This is a genomic window from Klebsiella sp. 10982, assembly GCF_048589245.1.
GTDB lineage: Bacteria > Pseudomonadota > Gammaproteobacteria > Enterobacterales > Enterobacteriaceae > Klebsiella > Klebsiella quasivariicola.
Window position 1 is genome coordinate 1 of sequence record NZ_JBMAXV010000026.1, and the last position, 16,913, is coordinate 16,913.

The following is a 16,913-nucleotide window of genomic DNA, read 5'->3' on the forward strand; positions in this document are numbered from 1 at the left end:
CGGATGAGGCGTTAGCCGCTATCCGGGAAACCTCCCCCGCTGCGACCGAAACTTCACCCAACTGTAATCTGAACGACATCTCTACCTTCTACTGTCTGGGCAGGACGGAGGAGGAGCCACTATGTTTAGTCTCGACAACGTACTCGATGACCTGTGGCCTCAGGCGAGGCCCGCCCCCTGGCAAAAGAAACTGTTAAAAAAGCTGTTTTATGAGGAAGAGTTTCAACAATTTGCCGACCGTCATCGCCATCTGAAGGGGCTTGATACGGTCGAACAGGTACTGGAATACCTCAATATCCGTTGTGCCATCCCGGCACACGATCTCGAACAAATCCCCGAATATGGCCCGCTGGTCATTATCGCCAACCACCCCACCGGCACCCTCGATGGCCTGGCGCTCCTGTATGCGGTATCCCGCGTGCGCCGCGATGTCAAAGTGGTCACCAACCGCATGCTCACCCACCTTGAGCCCCTGAGCTCGCTGTTTATCCCGGTGGATAACATTCATGGCCGCACCGCTAAAGCAGCGCTGCAGCAGATGGACCAGCAGCTGCAGGCCGGCGGGGTGCTGATCTTCTTCCCGGCGGGGGAAGTCTCCCGTCTGACCCGTCGCGGCATCCGCGATAAAAAATGGCACTCCGGCTTTATTAAGCTGGCGGCAAAATATCGCGCCCCGCTGCTGCCGGCGTGGATTAACGCCCGCAACAGCGCCCTGTTTTACGCCAGCACGCTGGTCTCCGACAACCTGCCGCTGCTCCTGCTGATGCAGCAGATGTTTCGCCGGCGCAACAGCAGCCTGCCGGTGCGCATCGGCCAGCAGATCCCCTGGTCGAGCTGGTTCGATGCCAAGTCCAGCGCTCGCGAGCTTACCGGCCGCTGCTATCAGCACCTTGAACAACTGCGCAAAGGGCTGCCGGGGCAGTTCAAAACCGAAAGCGCCATCGCCCGTCCGGAAGACCGGGCATTGCTCAAACGCGAACTGCATAAGGCCGAGTGTCTGGGCCGCACCGCCGACGGCAAAGTGATTTACCTCTGGCAGCGCAACGGCCAGGAGGACGCGCCGCTGCTGCGCGAGCTGGGGCGTCTGCGGGAAATCGCCTTCCGCGCGGTCGGGGAAGGCAGCGGCAAACGGCGGGATATCGACGGATATGACGACGACTATCTGCATCTGATCCTGTGGGATGAAGACGATCTGGAAATCGTCGGCGCTTACCGCTTTATGCCGACGGCCATCCAGCTGGCACAGCGCGGCCTGAAAGGGATCTACAGTTACAGTCTGTTCCATTACGACGGGCGGATGGACGATGTCCTGCAGCACGGCATTGAGCTGGGGCGCAGCTTTATCCAGCCGCGCTACTGGGGGCGTCGCGGGCTGGACTACCTGTGGTCCGGCATCGGCGCTTATCTGGCGCGCTATCCGCACTATCGCTATCTGTTTGGTCCGGTGTCGATTTCTGGCGGATTGCCGCCCGCCGCCCGCGATCTGCTGGTGGCATTCTACCGGATGTGGTTCCCGGCGACGCATCCGCTGGCGGAGTCGCGTCGACCTTATCCGGCGTCGCTGCCCGACGTGCTGGCGCAGTTTGGCGGGGAGGATTACAACGACGACCTGGCCCGGCTGAAGTCCCTGCTCGGCAACCTCGGCTGCGCGATCCCGCCGCTGTATAAGCAGTACTCGGAAGTGTGCGAGCCGGGCGGCGTGCAGTTTATCGATTTCGGCAGCGACCCGGATTTCAACAACTGCGTGGATGGTCTGGTGCTGGTGGATCTCACCTACCTGAAGGCCAATCGCTACCAGCGCTATATTGGCGCGCATCTGGGTGCGCAAAAATCGGCATAAAAGCTTTTTCCCGGCTTGCGGCGCGTTGCGCCTTAGCCGGGCTACCGTTTCCGACGGATCGGTAGCCCGGAAAAGGCGCGTCAGGCGCCGCCTCCGGAAAGCAGCGGGCAATGTTCTCCGCGGCTCGCGGCTGATACAAGCCTTACCCCGCCCGGTAATACGGCTTATCGCCGAGGATCGTCGCCCGGTGCATGATCCGCCGCTGAGGCAGATAGTCGGCGTTGGCGTAATGCTGCGTCACCCGGTTATCCCAGATAGCGACATCGTTCGGCTGCCAGCGCCAGCGCACCTGAAACTCCGGTTTAGTGACATGAGCAAACAGGAAGTTCAGCAGCGCTGCGCTCTCTTTCTCACTCACCTCGACAATTCGCGTGGTAAAGCCTTCATTAACGAACAGCGCCTGCTTGCCGGTCACCGGGTGGGTACGCACTACCGGATGCAGCAGCGGCGGATGCTTCGCCACCGCTTCCTGCCAGCGCCGATGCTCGGCTTCGGTCTTGTTGTACTTATACTCCTGGAACGATTTGCGGAAATCGTGTTCGGCATGCAGGCCGCTCAGCAGCTGCCGGAAGGGTTCTGACAGCGCTTCCCAGGCGGCGATGCCGCTGGTCCACAGGGTGTCCCCGCCGGTCGTCGGCAGCTCTTTCGCCGCCAGAATGGCGCCGGCGGGCGGCGTGTCGATAAAGGTGACATCGGTATGCCAGTTGTCATTATCCGGCGGATTATCGTTGTGGGTATCGAGGACGATAATCTCCTCCACCCCTGGGGCGTGAGGGTAGACCGGATGGATATGCAGGTCGCCAAACCGCAGCGCCAGATCGCGCTGTTGCGCCGGGGTGATATTCTGCTCGCGCAGGAATACCACCTGATGACGCAGCACCGCGTGATACAGCTGTTCAAACTGGTTGTCGCTCAGCGGACGGGTTAAATCTGCCCCGCTCACCTGCGCGCCAATATACGGCCCCAGCGGGGTAATGCTCAGACGTTCACTCATTGTACTTCTCCATGCCAGGGCGTCAGGCGCCGCTGCAGCGCGCGCAGACCCAGTTCCAGTAAAAAGGCGATAATGGCAATCACCGCGATCCCCGCCAGCACCACATCGGTGGCGAGAAACTCGCCGGCAGACTGCACCATAAATCCTAATCCGCGGGTGGCGGCGATCAGCTCAGCGGCCACCAGCGTTGACCAGCCCACCCCGAGACCAATGCGCAGCCCGGTGAGGATCTCCGGCAGCGCGCCGGGCAGGATCACCAGCCACAGCACCTGCGCCCGGCTGGCGCCCAGCGAACGGGCGGCGCGAATCCGCACCTGCTGCGCGCTTTTTACCCCTGCCAGCGCCGACATGGCTACCGGCGCGAAAATCGCCAGGTAGATCAGCAGGATCTTAGAGGTTTCACCGATGCCAAACCAGATCACCATCAGCGGTAAGTAGGCCAGCGGCGGCACCGGACGATAGAGTTCGATCAGCGGGTCGAGGATCCCGCGCACCGTTGAGTTGAGCCCCATGGCGATCCCCACCGGCACGCCGATAAGCACTGCCGCCAGCAGGGCGATAACGATCCGCGTCAGGCTCGCCGCCAGGTGCTGCCAGAGCGTCGCATCCATAAAGCCCTGCGGCCCGGCGATAGTGATAAGCTTTTGCAGCACCTGGCCCGGCGGCGGCAGAAACAGCGGACTAATCAGCTGCAGCGCCGCGACCGCCCACCAGACGGCCAGCAATACCGCCAGGGTCGCCACGCTGAGGGTAAGCTGACGGGAGAGCGGCCAGCGCCATTTCAGCGTCGTCTGACGCGGTTTGTCGTTCAGTACCACGCTCATGAGAAAGCCTCCCGTTGGTCAAACACCCGGCTCAGAATGTATTCCCGCTGTTCAATAAACTGCGGGTCGGATTTGATGCTGCGGCAGGATTCGCCCGCGACAAAGCGACGGCTGAAATCAAGCCGCAGTCGCTCCACCACCCGTCCCGGCCCCGGCGACAGCAGCACCAGCTCGGTGGCCATAAAGATAGCCTCTTCAATGTCATGGGTGATCAGCAGCACCTGTTTGCCGGTCTCATGCCACAGCTTCAGCAGCAATGTCTGCATCTGCTCGCGGGTAAAGGCGTCAAGCGCGCCGAAGGGTTCATCCAGCAGCAACAGCTGCGGATTCGCCGCCAGCGCCCGGGCGATGCCCACCCGCTGACGTTGACCGCCGGACAGCTGCCAGATAAAGCGCTTTTCCGCCCCTTCGAGGCCGACCTTCTTCAGCATCTGCGCCGCCGCTTGCCGGCGCTGCGCTTTATCCACGCCCGCCAGCTGGAGGCCCAGCGCCACGTTATCCTGCACATTGCGCCACGGCAGCAGACCTTCATTCTGGAAGACCACCCCGCGCTCTGCGCCCGGCCCGGTCACCCGCTGACCTTCGAGGGTGATGCTGCCGTGCTGATAGGGCACGAATCCGGCAATCAGGTTCAGCAGAGTGGTTTTACCGCAGCCCGAAGGCCCCAGCACCACCAGCAGCTCCCCACTCTCCAGCGTCAGATTGATATCCGCCAGCGCCGGTTTACCGCCGTAGTCGGCGGAAAGATGCGAGATTTGCAGCATCGCCGCCTCCTTTACTTCACAAAGCGGTCAGTAACGTACTGACGATAATCGGTTCCCGCCGCAGGCACTTTGCCCTGCTCTTTCAGGAAGCGCGCGGTATCGACGATGGCCTGATTGACCGGCCCGTTCAGCGCCTGCGCCTGCTCAGCGGCGGTCAGGTAGGTGTTCCCCTTCACCAGCCCGGGGACATCAGCCTCCGGCACGCCGCTCAGGCGCGCCAGCTTGCTGATGTTGTCCGGCTGTTTCAGCCATGCCTCCGGGTTGGCGATGTAGGGCTGCTGGGCGTCGATGGCGCTTTTAGCGAACGCTTTGACGATCTCCGGATGCTGCTCGGCGAAGTCCTTACGGACTACCCAGACGTCAAGCGTCGGCGCGCCCCACTCCCCCACCAGGGAAGAATCGGTCAGCACCTTGCCCTCTTTTTCCAGTTCGTTAACCGCTGGCGCCCAGACGTAAGCGCCATCGATATCCCCGCGCTGCCAGGCGGCAATGATCGCTGGCGGCTGCAGGTTAATAATCTGCACCTGACCCGGCTTGATGCCCCAGTGTTTGAGCGCCGACAGCAGGCTGTAATGGGTGGTGGAGATAAACGGCACGGCAATGCGCTTGCCGATCAGATCTTCCGGTTTGGTGATGCTCTTTTTCACCACCAGCGCTTCGGAGTTACCGAGCTTTGAGGCAAGCAGGAACACTTCGATCGGCACCTGCTGACTGGCGGCCACCGCCAGCGGGCTGGAGCCGATATTGCCGATCTGCACATCGCCGGAGGCCAGGGCACGCACCACGCTGGCGCCGCTGTCGAATTTCCGCCAGTCGACGGTCGCGCCGCTGGTTTTGGCGAAGGTGTTGTCCGCCTGGGCGACTTTCGCCGGCTCAGCGGAGGTTTGATACGCCACGGTCACGTTGACCGCCTGCGCCTGGAAGGCGGCGACGGCCAGCGCCGCCAGAAGAGTAATTCGCGATGTGAATGCCATAGTGTCTGCTTCCCCTGAGTTGTTATAGGTGCAGTATTTCCGGCATCAGGATGCAGATGAAGTAATTAAAAATTCTGGCTAATAGCGAATCGTTTTTAGAACAAAAGCGGGAAAGGATAGTTGGTTTTGTGCGGTTGATGAGTGGCAGAGGGTTGGCGCCGGGTGGCGGCGACGGATCGCGCAAGGTGTAGGCCGGGTAAGCGCAGCGCCACCCGGCAAAAAAACTCAGCGCTTCGCGTTAAGCTCAGCAATATCCTTCGGCGTGGTGCGGCAGCAGCCGCCAATCAGCTTCGCCCCGGCCGCCAGCCACTGCGGCAGATAATCCGCCAGGGTGGCGCAGGCTTCGCCATGATGGTGCCAGGTCTTGCTCACCGCGTCATAATGTTCGCCGGAGTTAGGATAGACCACCAGCGGCAGCGTCGTCAGGCTGTGCAGATGCGCCAGCGCCGCGGGCGTATTTTCCAGCGCGATACAGTTGATCCCCACCGCCACCACCTGCGGGTTATCCGCCAGGGCGGCCATCACCTCGCGCAGCGGCGTGCCGTCGCTGAGATGTTCGGCATCGCGCAGCGTAAAGGCGTACCAGGCGCGGGCGCGGGGATACGCTTGCAGCAACGCCGTCAGGGCCTGGATCTCGGCGAAGGACGGCAGGGTTTCACAGGCCAGCAGATCGGCGCCGGCATCCAGCAGCGCTTCGACGCGCGGGCGGTGGAAGGCCTGGAACTCTGCCGCGCTGCGCTGATAATCGCCGCGATACTCCGAGCCGTCGGCGAGAAACGCGCCATACGGCCCCACCGAACCGGCCACCAGCAGCGTACCGGCCTGCGGGTTCTCGGCGAGGTACGCCTCGCGCGCTTTGCGCGCCAGTTCGACGCTTTTGCCGATCAGCGCCCGGGACTGCGCCTCATCCAGCCCGCGCGCGGCAAAGCCCGCCGGAGTGGCCTGATAGCTGGCGGTGATCGCCACCTGCGCCCCGGCGCGAAAGTAGTCGAGATGCACATCGCGGATCAGCTGCGGGTTCTCCAGCAGCACTTTCGCTGACCACAGGCTGTCGGCCAGATCGCAGCCGCGCGCCTCCAGCTCGGTGGCCATGGCGCCGTCCAGCAGCACAAACGGCTGGGCGGCAAGCAGGGCGGTAAACGGATTAGTCTGCGACATGTTGGGGCTCCTGAGTCATATTCCGTGAACGAGTAAGATACCAGGCACCATAGCACAGGGCCACAAAGGGGATCCCGCACCACAGCGCAATTCTCTGGCTCGGGTCAAAGGCAAGGCCCACGCAGGCCACCAGGCACAGCACAAAGCCCAGCACGGGCACCACCGGATACCAGGGAGCGCGATACTGCAGATCGCTCAGCGCCCTGCCCTGCTGCAGATGGCGGCGGCGGAACATAAAGTGCGAGGCGCAGATGCTTAACCACACCGCCACCACCGCAAAGCCGGAGATCGCCGACAGCGCCACAAACACCGTATCGGGCGCCACCACGCTGGAGAACAGCGCCAGCACGCCGCCCAACATACTGACCGACAGGGCGGTCACCGGCACGCCCCGTTTATTGACTTTGGCAAAGCAGGCCGGCAGCGTCTTCTCGTTCGACAGCGACCACAGCATCCGTCCGGAAGCGTACAGGCCGGAGTTGGCCGCCGACAGGATCGCCGTCAGGATCACGAAGTTGAACATGTCCGCCGCGTAAGGGATGCCCACCTTCTCAAACACCAGCACGAAGGGGCTTTTCTCCACCCCCGCCTGCTGCATTGGGATCAGCGCCGCCAGCACAAACACGGTGCCGATAAAGAAAATAATCAGCCGGGCAATAGTGGTGCGGATGGCGACCGGAATAACCTTATGCGGGTTTTCCGTTTCCCCGGCGGCAATGCCGATAAGCTCCGTTCCGGAGAAGGCGAAGTTCACCGCCACCATGGTCATCAGGATCGGCAGGCCGCCATGCGGGAACCAGCCTTCGGCGGTGATATTATTCAGGCCCGGCGCCGGCGAGCCATCCTGCATCGGAATGAAGCCGAAAATGGCCGCGCCGCCGAGAACAATAAACGCGATGATGGTGATCACTTTCACCAGCGAGAACCAGAACTCGCCTTCGGCGAAGAAGCGCGTCGAAATGATATTAAGGCCGAAGATCACTGCGCAGAACACCACGCACCAGATCCAGACCGGCACCTGCGGGAACCAGTACTGCATGCAGAAGCCGGCGGCGGTGAAGCTCGACCCCAGCGCCACCGTCCACGTCAGCCAGTAGAGCCACGCCACGGTATAGCCTGTCGCCGGGCCAAGATAGCGCGCTGCGTAAACGTGGAAGGCGCCGGTCTCCGGCATCGCCACCGACAGTTCGCCGAGGCACTGCATCACCAGCCAGACCACCAGGGCACCAATCAGATACGCCAGCAGCGTCCCGGCCGCGCCGGTGGTGGAGATGATATACCCGGTATTAAAGAATAAGCCGGTGCCAATCACGCCGCCGAGCGACAGCATGATCAGATGGCGCGTTTTCATGGTGCGCTTCAGTTGCCCACCTTGTTGTTGTGTTGTGCTTTGCATTTTATTTTCTCACGCCAGCCCGCTTGCCCGGGTCTTGATGCGTATAAACGTATAGACATCTAAACATCCAAAAGAAGAGGTGTTATACCGTGCCGCCGCGGAAAAAGCAAAGCCGCTGCACCAGGGCACGCGCCGACAGCGTGCAGCCTGCCCCATTTTTGCGCAGCGCCGGCTGGCGCGCCACGCGCTGATGCCTTATCGCGGCAGGCAACGTTCTGGCACTCTCTTTGCAGCCTGTCGTTCAGAACCTTTCTATCTGGCGAGGCAACACGTATGACAGAGCACACCACCACCTTAAAAAGAACACTCGGCAGTTTTCGTTTATGGGGGATCGCCGTCGGACTGGTGATATCCGGGGAGTACTTCGGCTGGAGCTACGGCTGGTCACAGGCGGGCACGATGGGATTTATGGTCGTCGCCCTGGCGGTCGCCGCCATGTACTGCGCCTTTATTTTCAGCTTTACCGAGCTGACCACCGCCATCCCGCACGCTGGCGGCCCTTTCGCCTATGCCTACCGCGCCTTCGGGCCCACCGGCGGCTTTATTGCTGGTTTTGCCACCCTGATTGAATTCGTCTTCGCCCCGCCGGCCATCGCCATGGCCATCGGCGCCTACCTCAACGTGCAGTTTCCGGCGCTGGATCCGAAATGGGTCGCCTGCGGCGCTTACGTGATCTTTATGACGCTCAATATTCTCGGCGTCGGCATTGCCGCCACCTTTGAGCTGATCGTCACCCTGCTGGCCATCTTCGAGCTGCTGGTGTTTATGGGCGTGGTCGCGCCCGGCTTCTCCTGGAGCCACTTCACCACTAACGGCTGGGCAGGCGCGGAAAGCTTCAGCGGCCTGGCGCTGCCGGGGATGTTCGCCGCCATTCCGTTCGCCATCTGGTTCTTCCTCGCCATTGAGGGGGCTTCCATGGCCGCCGAAGAGGCCAAAGATCCGCAGCGCACCATTCCGCGCGCCCTGGGCGGCGGCATTCTGACGCTGACGGTGCTGGCGATCGGGGTGATGGTCTTCGCCGGCGGCGTTGGCGACTGGCGCGCGCTGTCCAATATCAACGATCCGCTGCCCCAGGCGATGAAGACGGTGGTGGGCAATGGCAGCGGCTGGCTGCATATGCTGGTGTGGCTGGGGCTGTTTGGCCTCGTCGCCTCCTTCCACGGCATCATTATGGGCTATTCGCGGCAGATCTACTCCCTCGCCCGCGCCGGCTATCTGCCCGCCGGGCTGGCGACCCTCAACCGCCGCACCCGCACCCCGCATCTGGCGATCCTCGCCGGCGGCGTGGTGGGGATCGCCGCGATCTTCTCCGACTCGCTGATCACCATCAGCGGCATGCCGCTGACCGCCTGCATCGTCACCATGTCGGTTTTTGGGGCTATTGTTATGTATATCACTTCCATGGCGGCGCTGTTCAAACTGCGCCGTAGCGAGCCGAAGCTGATCCGTCCGTTCCGCGCCCCGCTCTACCCGCTGGCGCCGGCCTTTGCCCTCGGCATGGCGGTGCTCTGCCTGGTGGCGATGGTCTGGTATAACCTGCTGCTGGCGCTGATTTTCGCGGCGATGATGCTCGGCGGCTACCTGTGGTTCCGCAAAACCGCAGCGGCCCGTGAACGGGCGCCAGTGGATCCTCAACTGCGCACGGTCTCCTGAGGAGGCGGCATGTATAAAACCACGCTATCGGGCCAGGTATGGCGCTTTGATAGTCTGAAAACGCTGATGGCGAAAGCGTCGCCGGCCCGCTCCGGCGACGCCCTCGCAGGGGTTATCGCCACCTCAGCCGAAGAGCGGATGGCGGCGAAAATGGCCCTTGCCGATGTGCCGCTGACCGACATACTCGACAACCCGCTGATCCCTTACGAGCAGGATGAAGTGACTCGCCTGATCCTCGACACCCATGATGCGCAGGGCTTTGCCGCCCTGCGTCACCTGACGGTCGGCGATTTTCGCGACTGGCTGCTGGATGATGCTACCGATACCGCCACGCTGCAGCGGGTCGCCCGCGCCATCACCCCGGAGATGGCGGCGGCGGTCAGTAAGCTGATGCGCAATCAGGATCTGATCCTTGCCGCCAGCAAATGCCAGGTGGTGACGCGCTTTCGCAACACCATCGGCCTGCCCGGCCACCTCAGCGTGCGCCTGCAGCCCAACCATCCCACCGACGATCTGAAAGGCATCGCCGCCAGTATGCTCGACGGGCTGCTGTACGGCGCCGGGGACGCGGTGATTGGCATCAACCCGGCCAGCGACAGCTTACCGGTGCTGGCGCAGCTGAACGTCATGCTGGACGATATTATTCAGCGCTTCGCCATCCCCACCCAGTCCTGCATCCTGACTCACGTCACCAATACGCTGCAGCTGATTGAGCGCGGCGCGCCGGTGGATCTGGTGTTTCAGTCGGTGGCGGGAACCGAAGCGGCCAACAGCGGCTTCGGCATCAATCTTGCCATGCTGCAGGAGGCCCGCGAGGCGGCCCTCAGCCTCAGGCGCGGTACCCTCGGCAACAATGTGATGTATTTTGAGACCGGCCAGGGAAGCTGCCTGTCGGCCAACGCCCACCACGGCGTCGATCAGCAAACCTGTGAGGCGCGGGCCTACGCCGTCGCCCGTCACTTTGAACCGCTACTGGTCAATACCGTGGTCGGCTTTATCGGTCCGGAGTATCTCTATGACGGCAAGCAGATTATTCGCGCCGGGCTGGAGGATCATTTCTGCGGCAAGCTGATGGGCCTGCCGATCGGCTGCGACGTCTGCTATACCAACCACGCGGAAGCGGATCAGGATGATATGGACACCCTGCTGACCCTGCTGTGCACCGCCGGGCTCACCTTCCTGATCGGTGTGCCCGGAGCGGACGATATCATGCTCAATTACCAGAGCACCTCGTTCCATGACGCGCTGTACGCCCGTCGCCTGCTGGGCTTAAAACATGCCCCGGAGTTCGCCGACTGGCTGGCGAAGATGCAGATTATCGATCCGCACGGCACGCTGCGGCTCACCGACGCCCGCCATCCGCTGCTGTCCGTCCTTCCGCAAGGAGCCTCCGTATGAATCGTCCCGATGCCTGGAACCCGCTGCGTGAATTTACCGATGCGCGGATCGCCCTGGGCCGCAGCGGCGCCAGCCTGCCGACCCGCGAAGTCCTCAACTTTGGTCTGGCCCACGCCAGAGCGCGGGATGCCATTCATCAGCCGTTCGCCAGCCAGCAGCTGGTGGCGCCGCTGGCGGCGCTCGGCCTCGACGCCCTGACGGTGCGCAGCGCCGCGCCGGACCGTCACACCTATCTTCGGCGTCCGGATCTCGGGCGGCAGCTCGCCGACGAAAGCCGCGCCGACCTCGCCGCCAGCGGCGTCCGCCCCGCCGATCTGCTGCTGGTGATCGGCGATGGCCTCTCTTCCTGGGCGGTAGAGCGCCAGGCGGTGCCATTGATCCGCGCCCTGCTGCCCTATCTGCAGACGCTGGGTATCGGCCTGGCGCCGGTGGTGCTGGCGCATCAGTCGCGGGTGGCGCTGGGGGATGATATTGGCGAAACCCTGAAAGCCCGCGCGGTGGCGATCCTGATTGGCGAACGACCGGGTCTCTCCTCACCGGACAGCCTCGGCGTCTACCTCACCTGGCAGCCCCATCGGCAGCGGCTGGAATCGGAGCGCAACTGTATCTCCAATATTCGTCCGGAGGGATTAAGCCATGACGCCGCCGCCTTTAAACTGGCCTGGCTGCTGGAGCAGGCTTTTTTACGCCGCGTCACCGGCGTGCAGTTAAAAGATGAAAGTGATAATCCGGCGCTGCATGGAAAAATAAAACCGTTAACCCCTTTAAAATAATAAGTCACACCAGCCGCAGAATAGATTTTTAATATTATCTTGCGCATCTGACTATTATATTCCGCCGCGTGCTGAAATTGCCCGGCGGCGCTTCGCTTGCGCGGGCCTACGGAAGCCGTTCAACCGGTTTATATGGCGTATTTTCCAGGCCGGATAAGGCGCCAGTCGCCATCCGGCAAAATGCGTTCACCGTCCCCAAAACCGTGTTGTCATCAGCCTTATACCCTTGCCTGCAGGTAATAAGAATATTGCATGAGTAAAAACGAAACGGACGTTGTAAGGTAAATCAGCGCATTAAAAATACCCGTCATACTTCAAGTTGCATGTGCGTTGGCTGCGTTCTCTCCCCAGTCACTTACTTCGGTAAGCTTCCGGGGACTCGCTCACTTGCCGCCTTCATGCGACTCGAATTATTTAGGGTATATATCTCGTTATCTATTCAACATAACAGCCAATAATTCGTCGGACACGCTGGCGAATTATTCCTCAATGTTATGCAGTCATTGATGGTTAAAGATAAATAATCGACCGACGGAGAAATACCCATGAAATCGTTTTCCGGGAAAGCGTCTTTAATGGCCACGCTGGTTGCCGCGCTGGTCGGCGCCAGCAGCGCGCAGGCAGCGGAAATTAAAATCGGGGTGGTATTACCCCTGAGCGGCGCCCTCAGCGGCTACGGCCAGCCGTCGCAGAAAGGGCTGGACATTATTCAGGCCATCACTCCGACCTTAAAAAATGGCGATACCATCAAGCTTATCGTTATCGATGATAAAAGCGACAAAGTCGAAGCGGCCAACGCCATGCAGCGCCTGGTCTCCAGCGATAAAGTGGATGCCGTGATCGGGGAAGTCACCTCCTCCAACACCCTGGCGATGACCAAGATCGCCGACGACAGCAAAACGCCGCTGGTCTCCTCCACCGCCACCAACGACCGCGTCACCCGTAACCATCCGTACGTCAGCCGGGTCTGTTTCTCGGACAGCTTCCAGGGGGTGGTCGGGGCCAATCTGGCCTCCCGCGATCTGAAAGCCAAAACCGCCGCCATCGTGTTTGATAGCAGCAACGACTACTCCGTCGGCCTGGCGAAAGCGTTCCGCACCCAGTTCCTGAAAAACGGCGGCACCATTCCCATCGAGGTACAGGCCCCGGGCGGCAGCAAGGACTTTAAAGCCCAGCTGGCGAGCGTCAAGGCGAAGAATGTCGACATGATTTACATGCCGATCTACTACACCGAAGGGGCGCTGATTGCCGTGCAGTCTAAACAACTGGGGCTCAACAAACCGGTGGTGGGCGGCGACGGTCTGGCCGCGGATCAGGTCTTCTTCGATGTCGGTAAAGACGCGGTCAACGGCTATATGACCACCGATTATTACTCGCCGAACGCCAAAGAGCAGACCCCGGCCGGGGAAACCTTCATCAAAGCCTGGGAAGCAAAATACCAGCAGCCGACCCATACCTGGGGCGCAATGGCGGCGGACGCCTATAACGTCATCGTCAACGCCATGAACCAGTGCAGCGATCCCCACGATCGGGTCTGCGTGAATGAAAAAATCCGCGCCACCAAAGATTTCCAGGGCGTGACCGGCACGCTGACGTTACAGAACGGCGATGCCATTCGCAGCGCGGTCATCAACGAAGTGAAAGATGGCAAGCTGGCGTTTCGTACCGTGGTTAACCCTTAAGTTGTGACGAGGCTACAAAATGGACGGCGCCATTTTTCTCCAGCAAGTGGTCAATGGAATGAGTCTTGGGGGCATGTACGCCCTGATTGCCATCGGTTATACGATGGTTTATGGCGTGCTACGGCTGATCAACTTCGCCCATGCGGACGTGATGATGGTCGGCGCGTTTAGTACGCTGTTTTTATTTTCTTCGGTTGGGCTACCCTTCGGGGTAGCCGTTTTCCTGACCCTCGGGCTGTGCGGCCTGTTTGGTATGCTGATTGACCGGGTCGCCTATCGTCCGCTGCGTCAGGCCTCGAAAATCTCCATGCTGATCACCGCCATCGGCGTCAGCTTCTTCCTCGAAAACCTGTTTAACGTGCTGTTCGGCGGCAGCTCACGCTTCTTCTCCGCCCCTGACTTTTTCAACCAGACCCGCGCCTTCGGCAGCGTCATCATTACCAACGTGGCGTGGATTGTGCCGCTGATCACCGTCCTGCTGCTGCTGGCGATCCTCTGGCTGCTGTACCGCACCCGCTATGGGATGGCGATCCGCGCAGTGGCCTTTGACGTCAACACCGTGCGCCTGATGGGCATTGACGCCAACCGGATCATCTCCCTGGTCTTCGCCCTCGGCAGTAGTCTCGCGGCGCTCGGCGGCGTGTTCTACTCCATCAGCTACCCCACTATCGATCCCCTGATGGGCGTGCTTATCGGCCTGAAGGCCTTCGCCGCCGCCGTGCTGGGCGGGATCGGCAGCGTCACCGGCGCGGTGCTGGGCGGCTTTATCCTCGGTTTTACCGAAGTGGTCGCCGTGGCGATCTTCCCCGAACTGGGCGGCTATAAAGATGCTTTCGCCTTCCTGTTCTTGATTCTGGTCCTCTTGTTCCGCCCGGTCGGCATTATGGGCGACGAACGTCTGGAAAGGAGCCGTTTCTGATGCTCAACGCGACGACGACCGCCGGTGCGCAGTTGCGCAACCTGGCCATTATTGTCATCTGTATCGCGCTGCTGGCCGGAATCAACGTGGTTTTCAATGACTACATTGTTCGTGTCATCAGCACCATTTTTATCTTTATGATCCTCGCGGTCAGCTACAACCTGATCAACGGCGTGACCGGCCAGCTGTCGCTGGAGCCGAACGGCTTCGTGGCGGTGGGCGCCTACGTCACCGCCCTGCTGATCCTCTCCAGCGACAGCAAGGTAGACATGTTTGAAATGGCCGCCCCCAGCCCGTGGATCCTCAGCCTGCACGCGGGCTTCCTCCCTGCCCTGCTGATAAGCGGCCTGTGCGCGGCGGCGCTGGCGGTGTGCCTCGCCGTACCGGTCTTCCGGGTGCGGGGCGACTACCTGGCCATTGTCACCCTCGGCTTTGGGTTTATCATCAAGATCCTCGCCATTAACAACCCGCAAATCACCAACGGCGCCATCGGGCTGAACGATATTCCGCAGCAGCCGCATCTCCTGTTCTGGTGCGGGCTGTTCGCCCTGCTGGCCACCGGCATGATCCTCCAGCTTGTGTGGTCGAAGTATGGCCGGATGATGAAAGCCATTCGCGACGATGAAGATGCGGCGATCGCCATGGGGGTCAACACCTTCCGCATCAAAACCTGCGCCTTCGCCACCAGCGCCTTCTTCGAAGGGATCGGCGGCGGTCTGCTGGCTTCGCTGCTGACCACCATTTCCCCGGGGCTGTTCGACTTTATGCTCACCTTCCAGCTGCTGATTATTATCGTCCTCGGCGGACTCGGCAGCACCACCGGCGCCCTGCTCGGCACCGTACTGGTGGTCGGCAGCGGCGAGTGGCTGCGCTTCCTCGACCAGCCGCTGCAGTTTTTTGGCCACGATCTCGGCGCGTATCCGGGCCTGCGAATGGTGGTGTTCTCGCTGCTGCTGCTGATCATCATGCTTTTCGCCCGCGAAGGGCTACTGGGAAAAAAAGAGATTTGGCAGATCGGAAGAAGGAGCCGCGGCTATGGCGGAAAATAACGTTATCCTGCAAGTGCAGGACGTTACCATGCAGTTTGGCGGCCTGCGGGCCATCGACAACGTCAGCTTCCATGTTGACGAGGCGGAGATCTTTGGCCTTATCGGCCCGAACGGCGCGGGCAAAACCACTTTGTTTAACGTCATCACCGCCAACTATAAACCCACCCGCGGCAACGTCACCCTGGCGGGCACGTCGCTGAAGGGGCTGAAGCCCAACCAGGTGGTGAACGCCGGGATCGCCCGTACCTTCCAGAATATCCGTCTGTTTAACTCCATGACGGTGCTGGAGAACGTGATGGTCGGACTCGACCGCGCCAGCCGCTACTCCCTGCTGGAGGCGGCGCTGCATATTGGCCGCTACTTTCCGGCCGAACGGGCGGCGAAAGCCAAAGCCATGGCCATTCTGGAGGACATCGGCATCGCCCACTTCGCCCATATGCAGGCCACAAACCTGAGCTATGGCAACCAGCGCAAAGTGGAGATCGCCCGCGCGCTGGCCACCGCGCCGAAGCTGCTGCTGCTCGATGAGCCGGCCGCCGGGATGAACCCGAAGGAGACCGAGGATCTGGCGGAGCTTATCTTCCGCATGCGCCATGACTATCAGCTCAGCGTCCTGCTGATTGAGCACGATATGCCCTTCGTCAACCGCCTGTGTGAGCGGGTGATGGTTCTGGAGTACGGTAAGCCGCTGTTCAGCGGCCTGATGGCCGAGGCAATCCAGCATCCGGACGTCATTTCCGCTTATCTGGGAGAAGCCAATTATGCTTAACGCCCGGGAACTTAAGGTCTTTTACGGCGTGATCCAGGGGCTGAAAGGCGTTGATATCGACGTCTATGACCGGGAAATCGTCACCCTGATCGGCAGCAATGGCGCCGGTAAAACCTCCACCCTGAACGGGATCGTCAACCTGGTGCGCTCCAGTGGGCGCGTCAGCTTCCTCAACGACGATATCTCACGTAGCCAGACCCACCAGATTGTGCGCCGCGGGCTGGCGCTGGTGCCGGAGGGACGCCGGGTCTTTACCAACCTGACCATCGAAGAGAACCTGCGCATGGGCGCTTACAATAATCTCGCCGGCTACACCCGCCTGCGCGATCGCATGTATGCCCTCTTTCCACGGCTCAAGGAGCGGCGCCATCAGATGGCGGGCACCATGAGCGGCGGCGAGCAGCAGATGCTGGCCATCGCCCGGGCGCTGATGAGCGAGCCGGTGTTATTGATGCTGGATGAACCGAGCCTCGGACTGGCGCCGAAAATTGTCGGCGAGCTGTTCGGCATCATTAAGCAACTGCGCGAAGAGAATATGACGGTGCTGCTGGTGGAGCAGAATGCGACGGCAGCGCTGGCGATCGCCGATCGGGCGTATGTCCTGGAGAATGGCCGGATCACCTTGTCAGGCGCGGCGCGGGAGATGCTGACTAACCCGGAAATTAAGCGGATGTATCTGGGGGGATAAGCATGATCAAAACTGCCTGGGCTGCGGCGGCG

General features: G+C 61.3%; 17 protein-coding genes. 9 read left to right on the forward strand and 8 right to left on the reverse strand.

Going from position 1 to position 16,913, the window contains the following annotated elements:
* The first annotated feature begins 121 nt into the window (after positions 1-121).
* Positions 122-1,840 carry a lysophospholipid acyltransferase family protein gene (locus ACKLKD_RS18240; protein WP_080924519.1) on the forward strand — a complete coding sequence of 573 codons (1,719 nt, stop codon included), beginning with the start codon at positions 122-124 and terminating at the stop codon, positions 1,838-1,840.
* Between the two features lie 142 nt (positions 1,841-1,982).
* On the opposite strand, the gene tauD is transcribed toward ACKLKD_RS18240, so the two are convergent.
* The 7 genes from tauD to ACKLKD_RS18275 all read right to left on the reverse strand — a co-directional run bounded on the left by tauD (position 1,983) and on the right by ACKLKD_RS18275 (position 8,161).
* Positions 1,983-2,834 (reverse strand): taurine dioxygenase, encoded by an 852-nt coding sequence (gene tauD, locus ACKLKD_RS18245; protein ID WP_004147277.1) that lies wholly within the window; start codon positions 2,832-2,834, stop codon positions 1,983-1,985.
* Complete coding sequence (gene tauC / locus ACKLKD_RS18250; RefSeq protein WP_008805332.1) at positions 2,831-3,658, reverse strand: taurine ABC transporter permease TauC; 828 nt, start codon at positions 3,656-3,658, stop codon at positions 2,831-2,833. Before tauC ends, tauD begins: the two co-directional genes overlap by 4 nt.
* Positions 3,655-4,422 (reverse strand): taurine ABC transporter ATP-binding subunit, encoded by a 768-nt coding sequence (gene tauB / locus ACKLKD_RS18255; RefSeq protein WP_009307890.1) that lies wholly within the window; start codon positions 4,420-4,422, stop codon positions 3,655-3,657. The genes tauC and tauB overlap by 4 nt, the downstream gene beginning before the upstream one ends.
* Positions 4,423-4,433: 11 nt before the next feature.
* Entirely contained in the window at positions 4,434-5,396 is a 963-nt protein-coding gene (tauA, locus tag ACKLKD_RS18260; RefSeq protein ID WP_025713484.1) for a taurine ABC transporter substrate-binding protein, read from the reverse strand.
* A 225-nt stretch (positions 5,397-5,621) separates the two neighbouring features.
* The gene (mmuM, locus tag ACKLKD_RS18265) at positions 5,622-6,554 is read right to left on the reverse strand and encodes a homocysteine S-methyltransferase (protein WP_025713483.1); all 933 of its coding nucleotides are present in this window, start codon (positions 6,552-6,554) and stop codon (positions 5,622-5,624) included.
* Positions 6,541-7,950, reverse strand: coding sequence for an S-methylmethionine permease (gene mmuP, locus ACKLKD_RS18270; protein ID WP_025713482.1), 1,410 nt, complete (start codon positions 7,948-7,950; stop codon positions 6,541-6,543). The genes mmuM and mmuP overlap by 14 nt, the downstream gene beginning before the upstream one ends.
* Before the next feature lie 82 nt (positions 7,951-8,032).
* Complete coding sequence (locus tag ACKLKD_RS18275; protein WP_165931837.1) at positions 8,033-8,161, reverse strand: hypothetical protein; 129 nt, start codon at positions 8,159-8,161, stop codon at positions 8,033-8,035.
* Between the two features lie 62 nt (positions 8,162-8,223).
* Here ACKLKD_RS18275 and eat point away from each other — a divergent pair, with 62 nt between their 5' ends.
* From eat to eutC, 3 genes are read left to right on the forward strand one after another with little or no spacing between them, the layout of a single operon-like run.
* Positions 8,224-9,603 (forward strand): ethanolamine permease, encoded by a 1,380-nt coding sequence (gene eat, locus ACKLKD_RS18280; protein ID WP_042939282.1) that lies wholly within the window; start codon positions 8,224-8,226, stop codon positions 9,601-9,603.
* Between the two features lie 9 nt (positions 9,604-9,612).
* Positions 9,613-11,001, forward strand: a complete 1,389-nt coding sequence (locus tag ACKLKD_RS18285) for an ethanolamine ammonia-lyase subunit EutB (protein ID WP_080924520.1) — start codon at positions 9,613-9,615, stop codon at positions 10,999-11,001.
* A complete protein-coding gene (gene eutC, locus ACKLKD_RS18290; RefSeq protein WP_023297110.1) occupies positions 10,998-11,774 on the forward strand; it encodes an ethanolamine ammonia-lyase subunit EutC in 777 nt (258 codons plus the stop codon). The genes ACKLKD_RS18285 and eutC overlap by 4 nt, the downstream gene beginning before the upstream one ends.
* A 439-nt stretch (positions 11,775-12,213) precedes the next feature.
* Here eutC and ACKLKD_RS18295 read toward each other — a convergent pair whose 3' ends face one another.
* Positions 12,214-12,357: a hypothetical protein gene (locus ACKLKD_RS18295; protein ID WP_042929599.1), complete on the reverse strand. Its 144-nt coding sequence runs from the start codon at positions 12,355-12,357 to the stop codon at positions 12,214-12,216.
* Between ACKLKD_RS18295 and ACKLKD_RS18300 the strand changes: the two genes are divergently transcribed.
* The 5 genes from ACKLKD_RS18300 to ACKLKD_RS18320 are packed head-to-tail and all read left to right on the forward strand — an operon-like array spanning position 12,350 to position 16,881.
* Positions 12,350-13,456 (forward strand): ABC transporter substrate-binding protein, encoded by a 1,107-nt coding sequence (locus ACKLKD_RS18300; RefSeq protein WP_004147267.1) that lies wholly within the window; start codon positions 12,350-12,352, stop codon positions 13,454-13,456. The two genes, ACKLKD_RS18295 and ACKLKD_RS18300, sit on opposite strands and share 8 nt — an antisense overlap.
* A gap of 19 nt (positions 13,457-13,475) precedes the next feature.
* Positions 13,476-14,375 (forward strand): branched-chain amino acid ABC transporter permease, encoded by a 900-nt coding sequence (locus tag ACKLKD_RS18305; protein WP_002890128.1) that lies wholly within the window; start codon positions 13,476-13,478, stop codon positions 14,373-14,375.
* On the forward strand, positions 14,375-15,424 hold the full coding sequence (locus ACKLKD_RS18310; protein WP_087805530.1) for a branched-chain amino acid ABC transporter permease: 1,050 nt from the start codon (positions 14,375-14,377) through the stop codon (positions 15,422-15,424). The genes ACKLKD_RS18305 and ACKLKD_RS18310 overlap by 1 nt, the downstream gene beginning before the upstream one ends.
* Entirely contained in the window at positions 15,411-16,193 is a 783-nt protein-coding gene (locus tag ACKLKD_RS18315; RefSeq protein ID WP_087805532.1) for an ABC transporter ATP-binding protein, read from the forward strand. Before ACKLKD_RS18310 ends, ACKLKD_RS18315 begins: the two co-directional genes overlap by 14 nt.
* The gene (locus ACKLKD_RS18320; RefSeq protein WP_004204908.1) at positions 16,186-16,881 is read left to right on the forward strand and encodes an ABC transporter ATP-binding protein; all 696 of its coding nucleotides are present in this window, start codon (positions 16,186-16,188) and stop codon (positions 16,879-16,881) included. The genes ACKLKD_RS18315 and ACKLKD_RS18320 overlap by 8 nt, the downstream gene beginning before the upstream one ends.
* Positions 16,882-16,913: the final 32 nt, after the last annotated feature.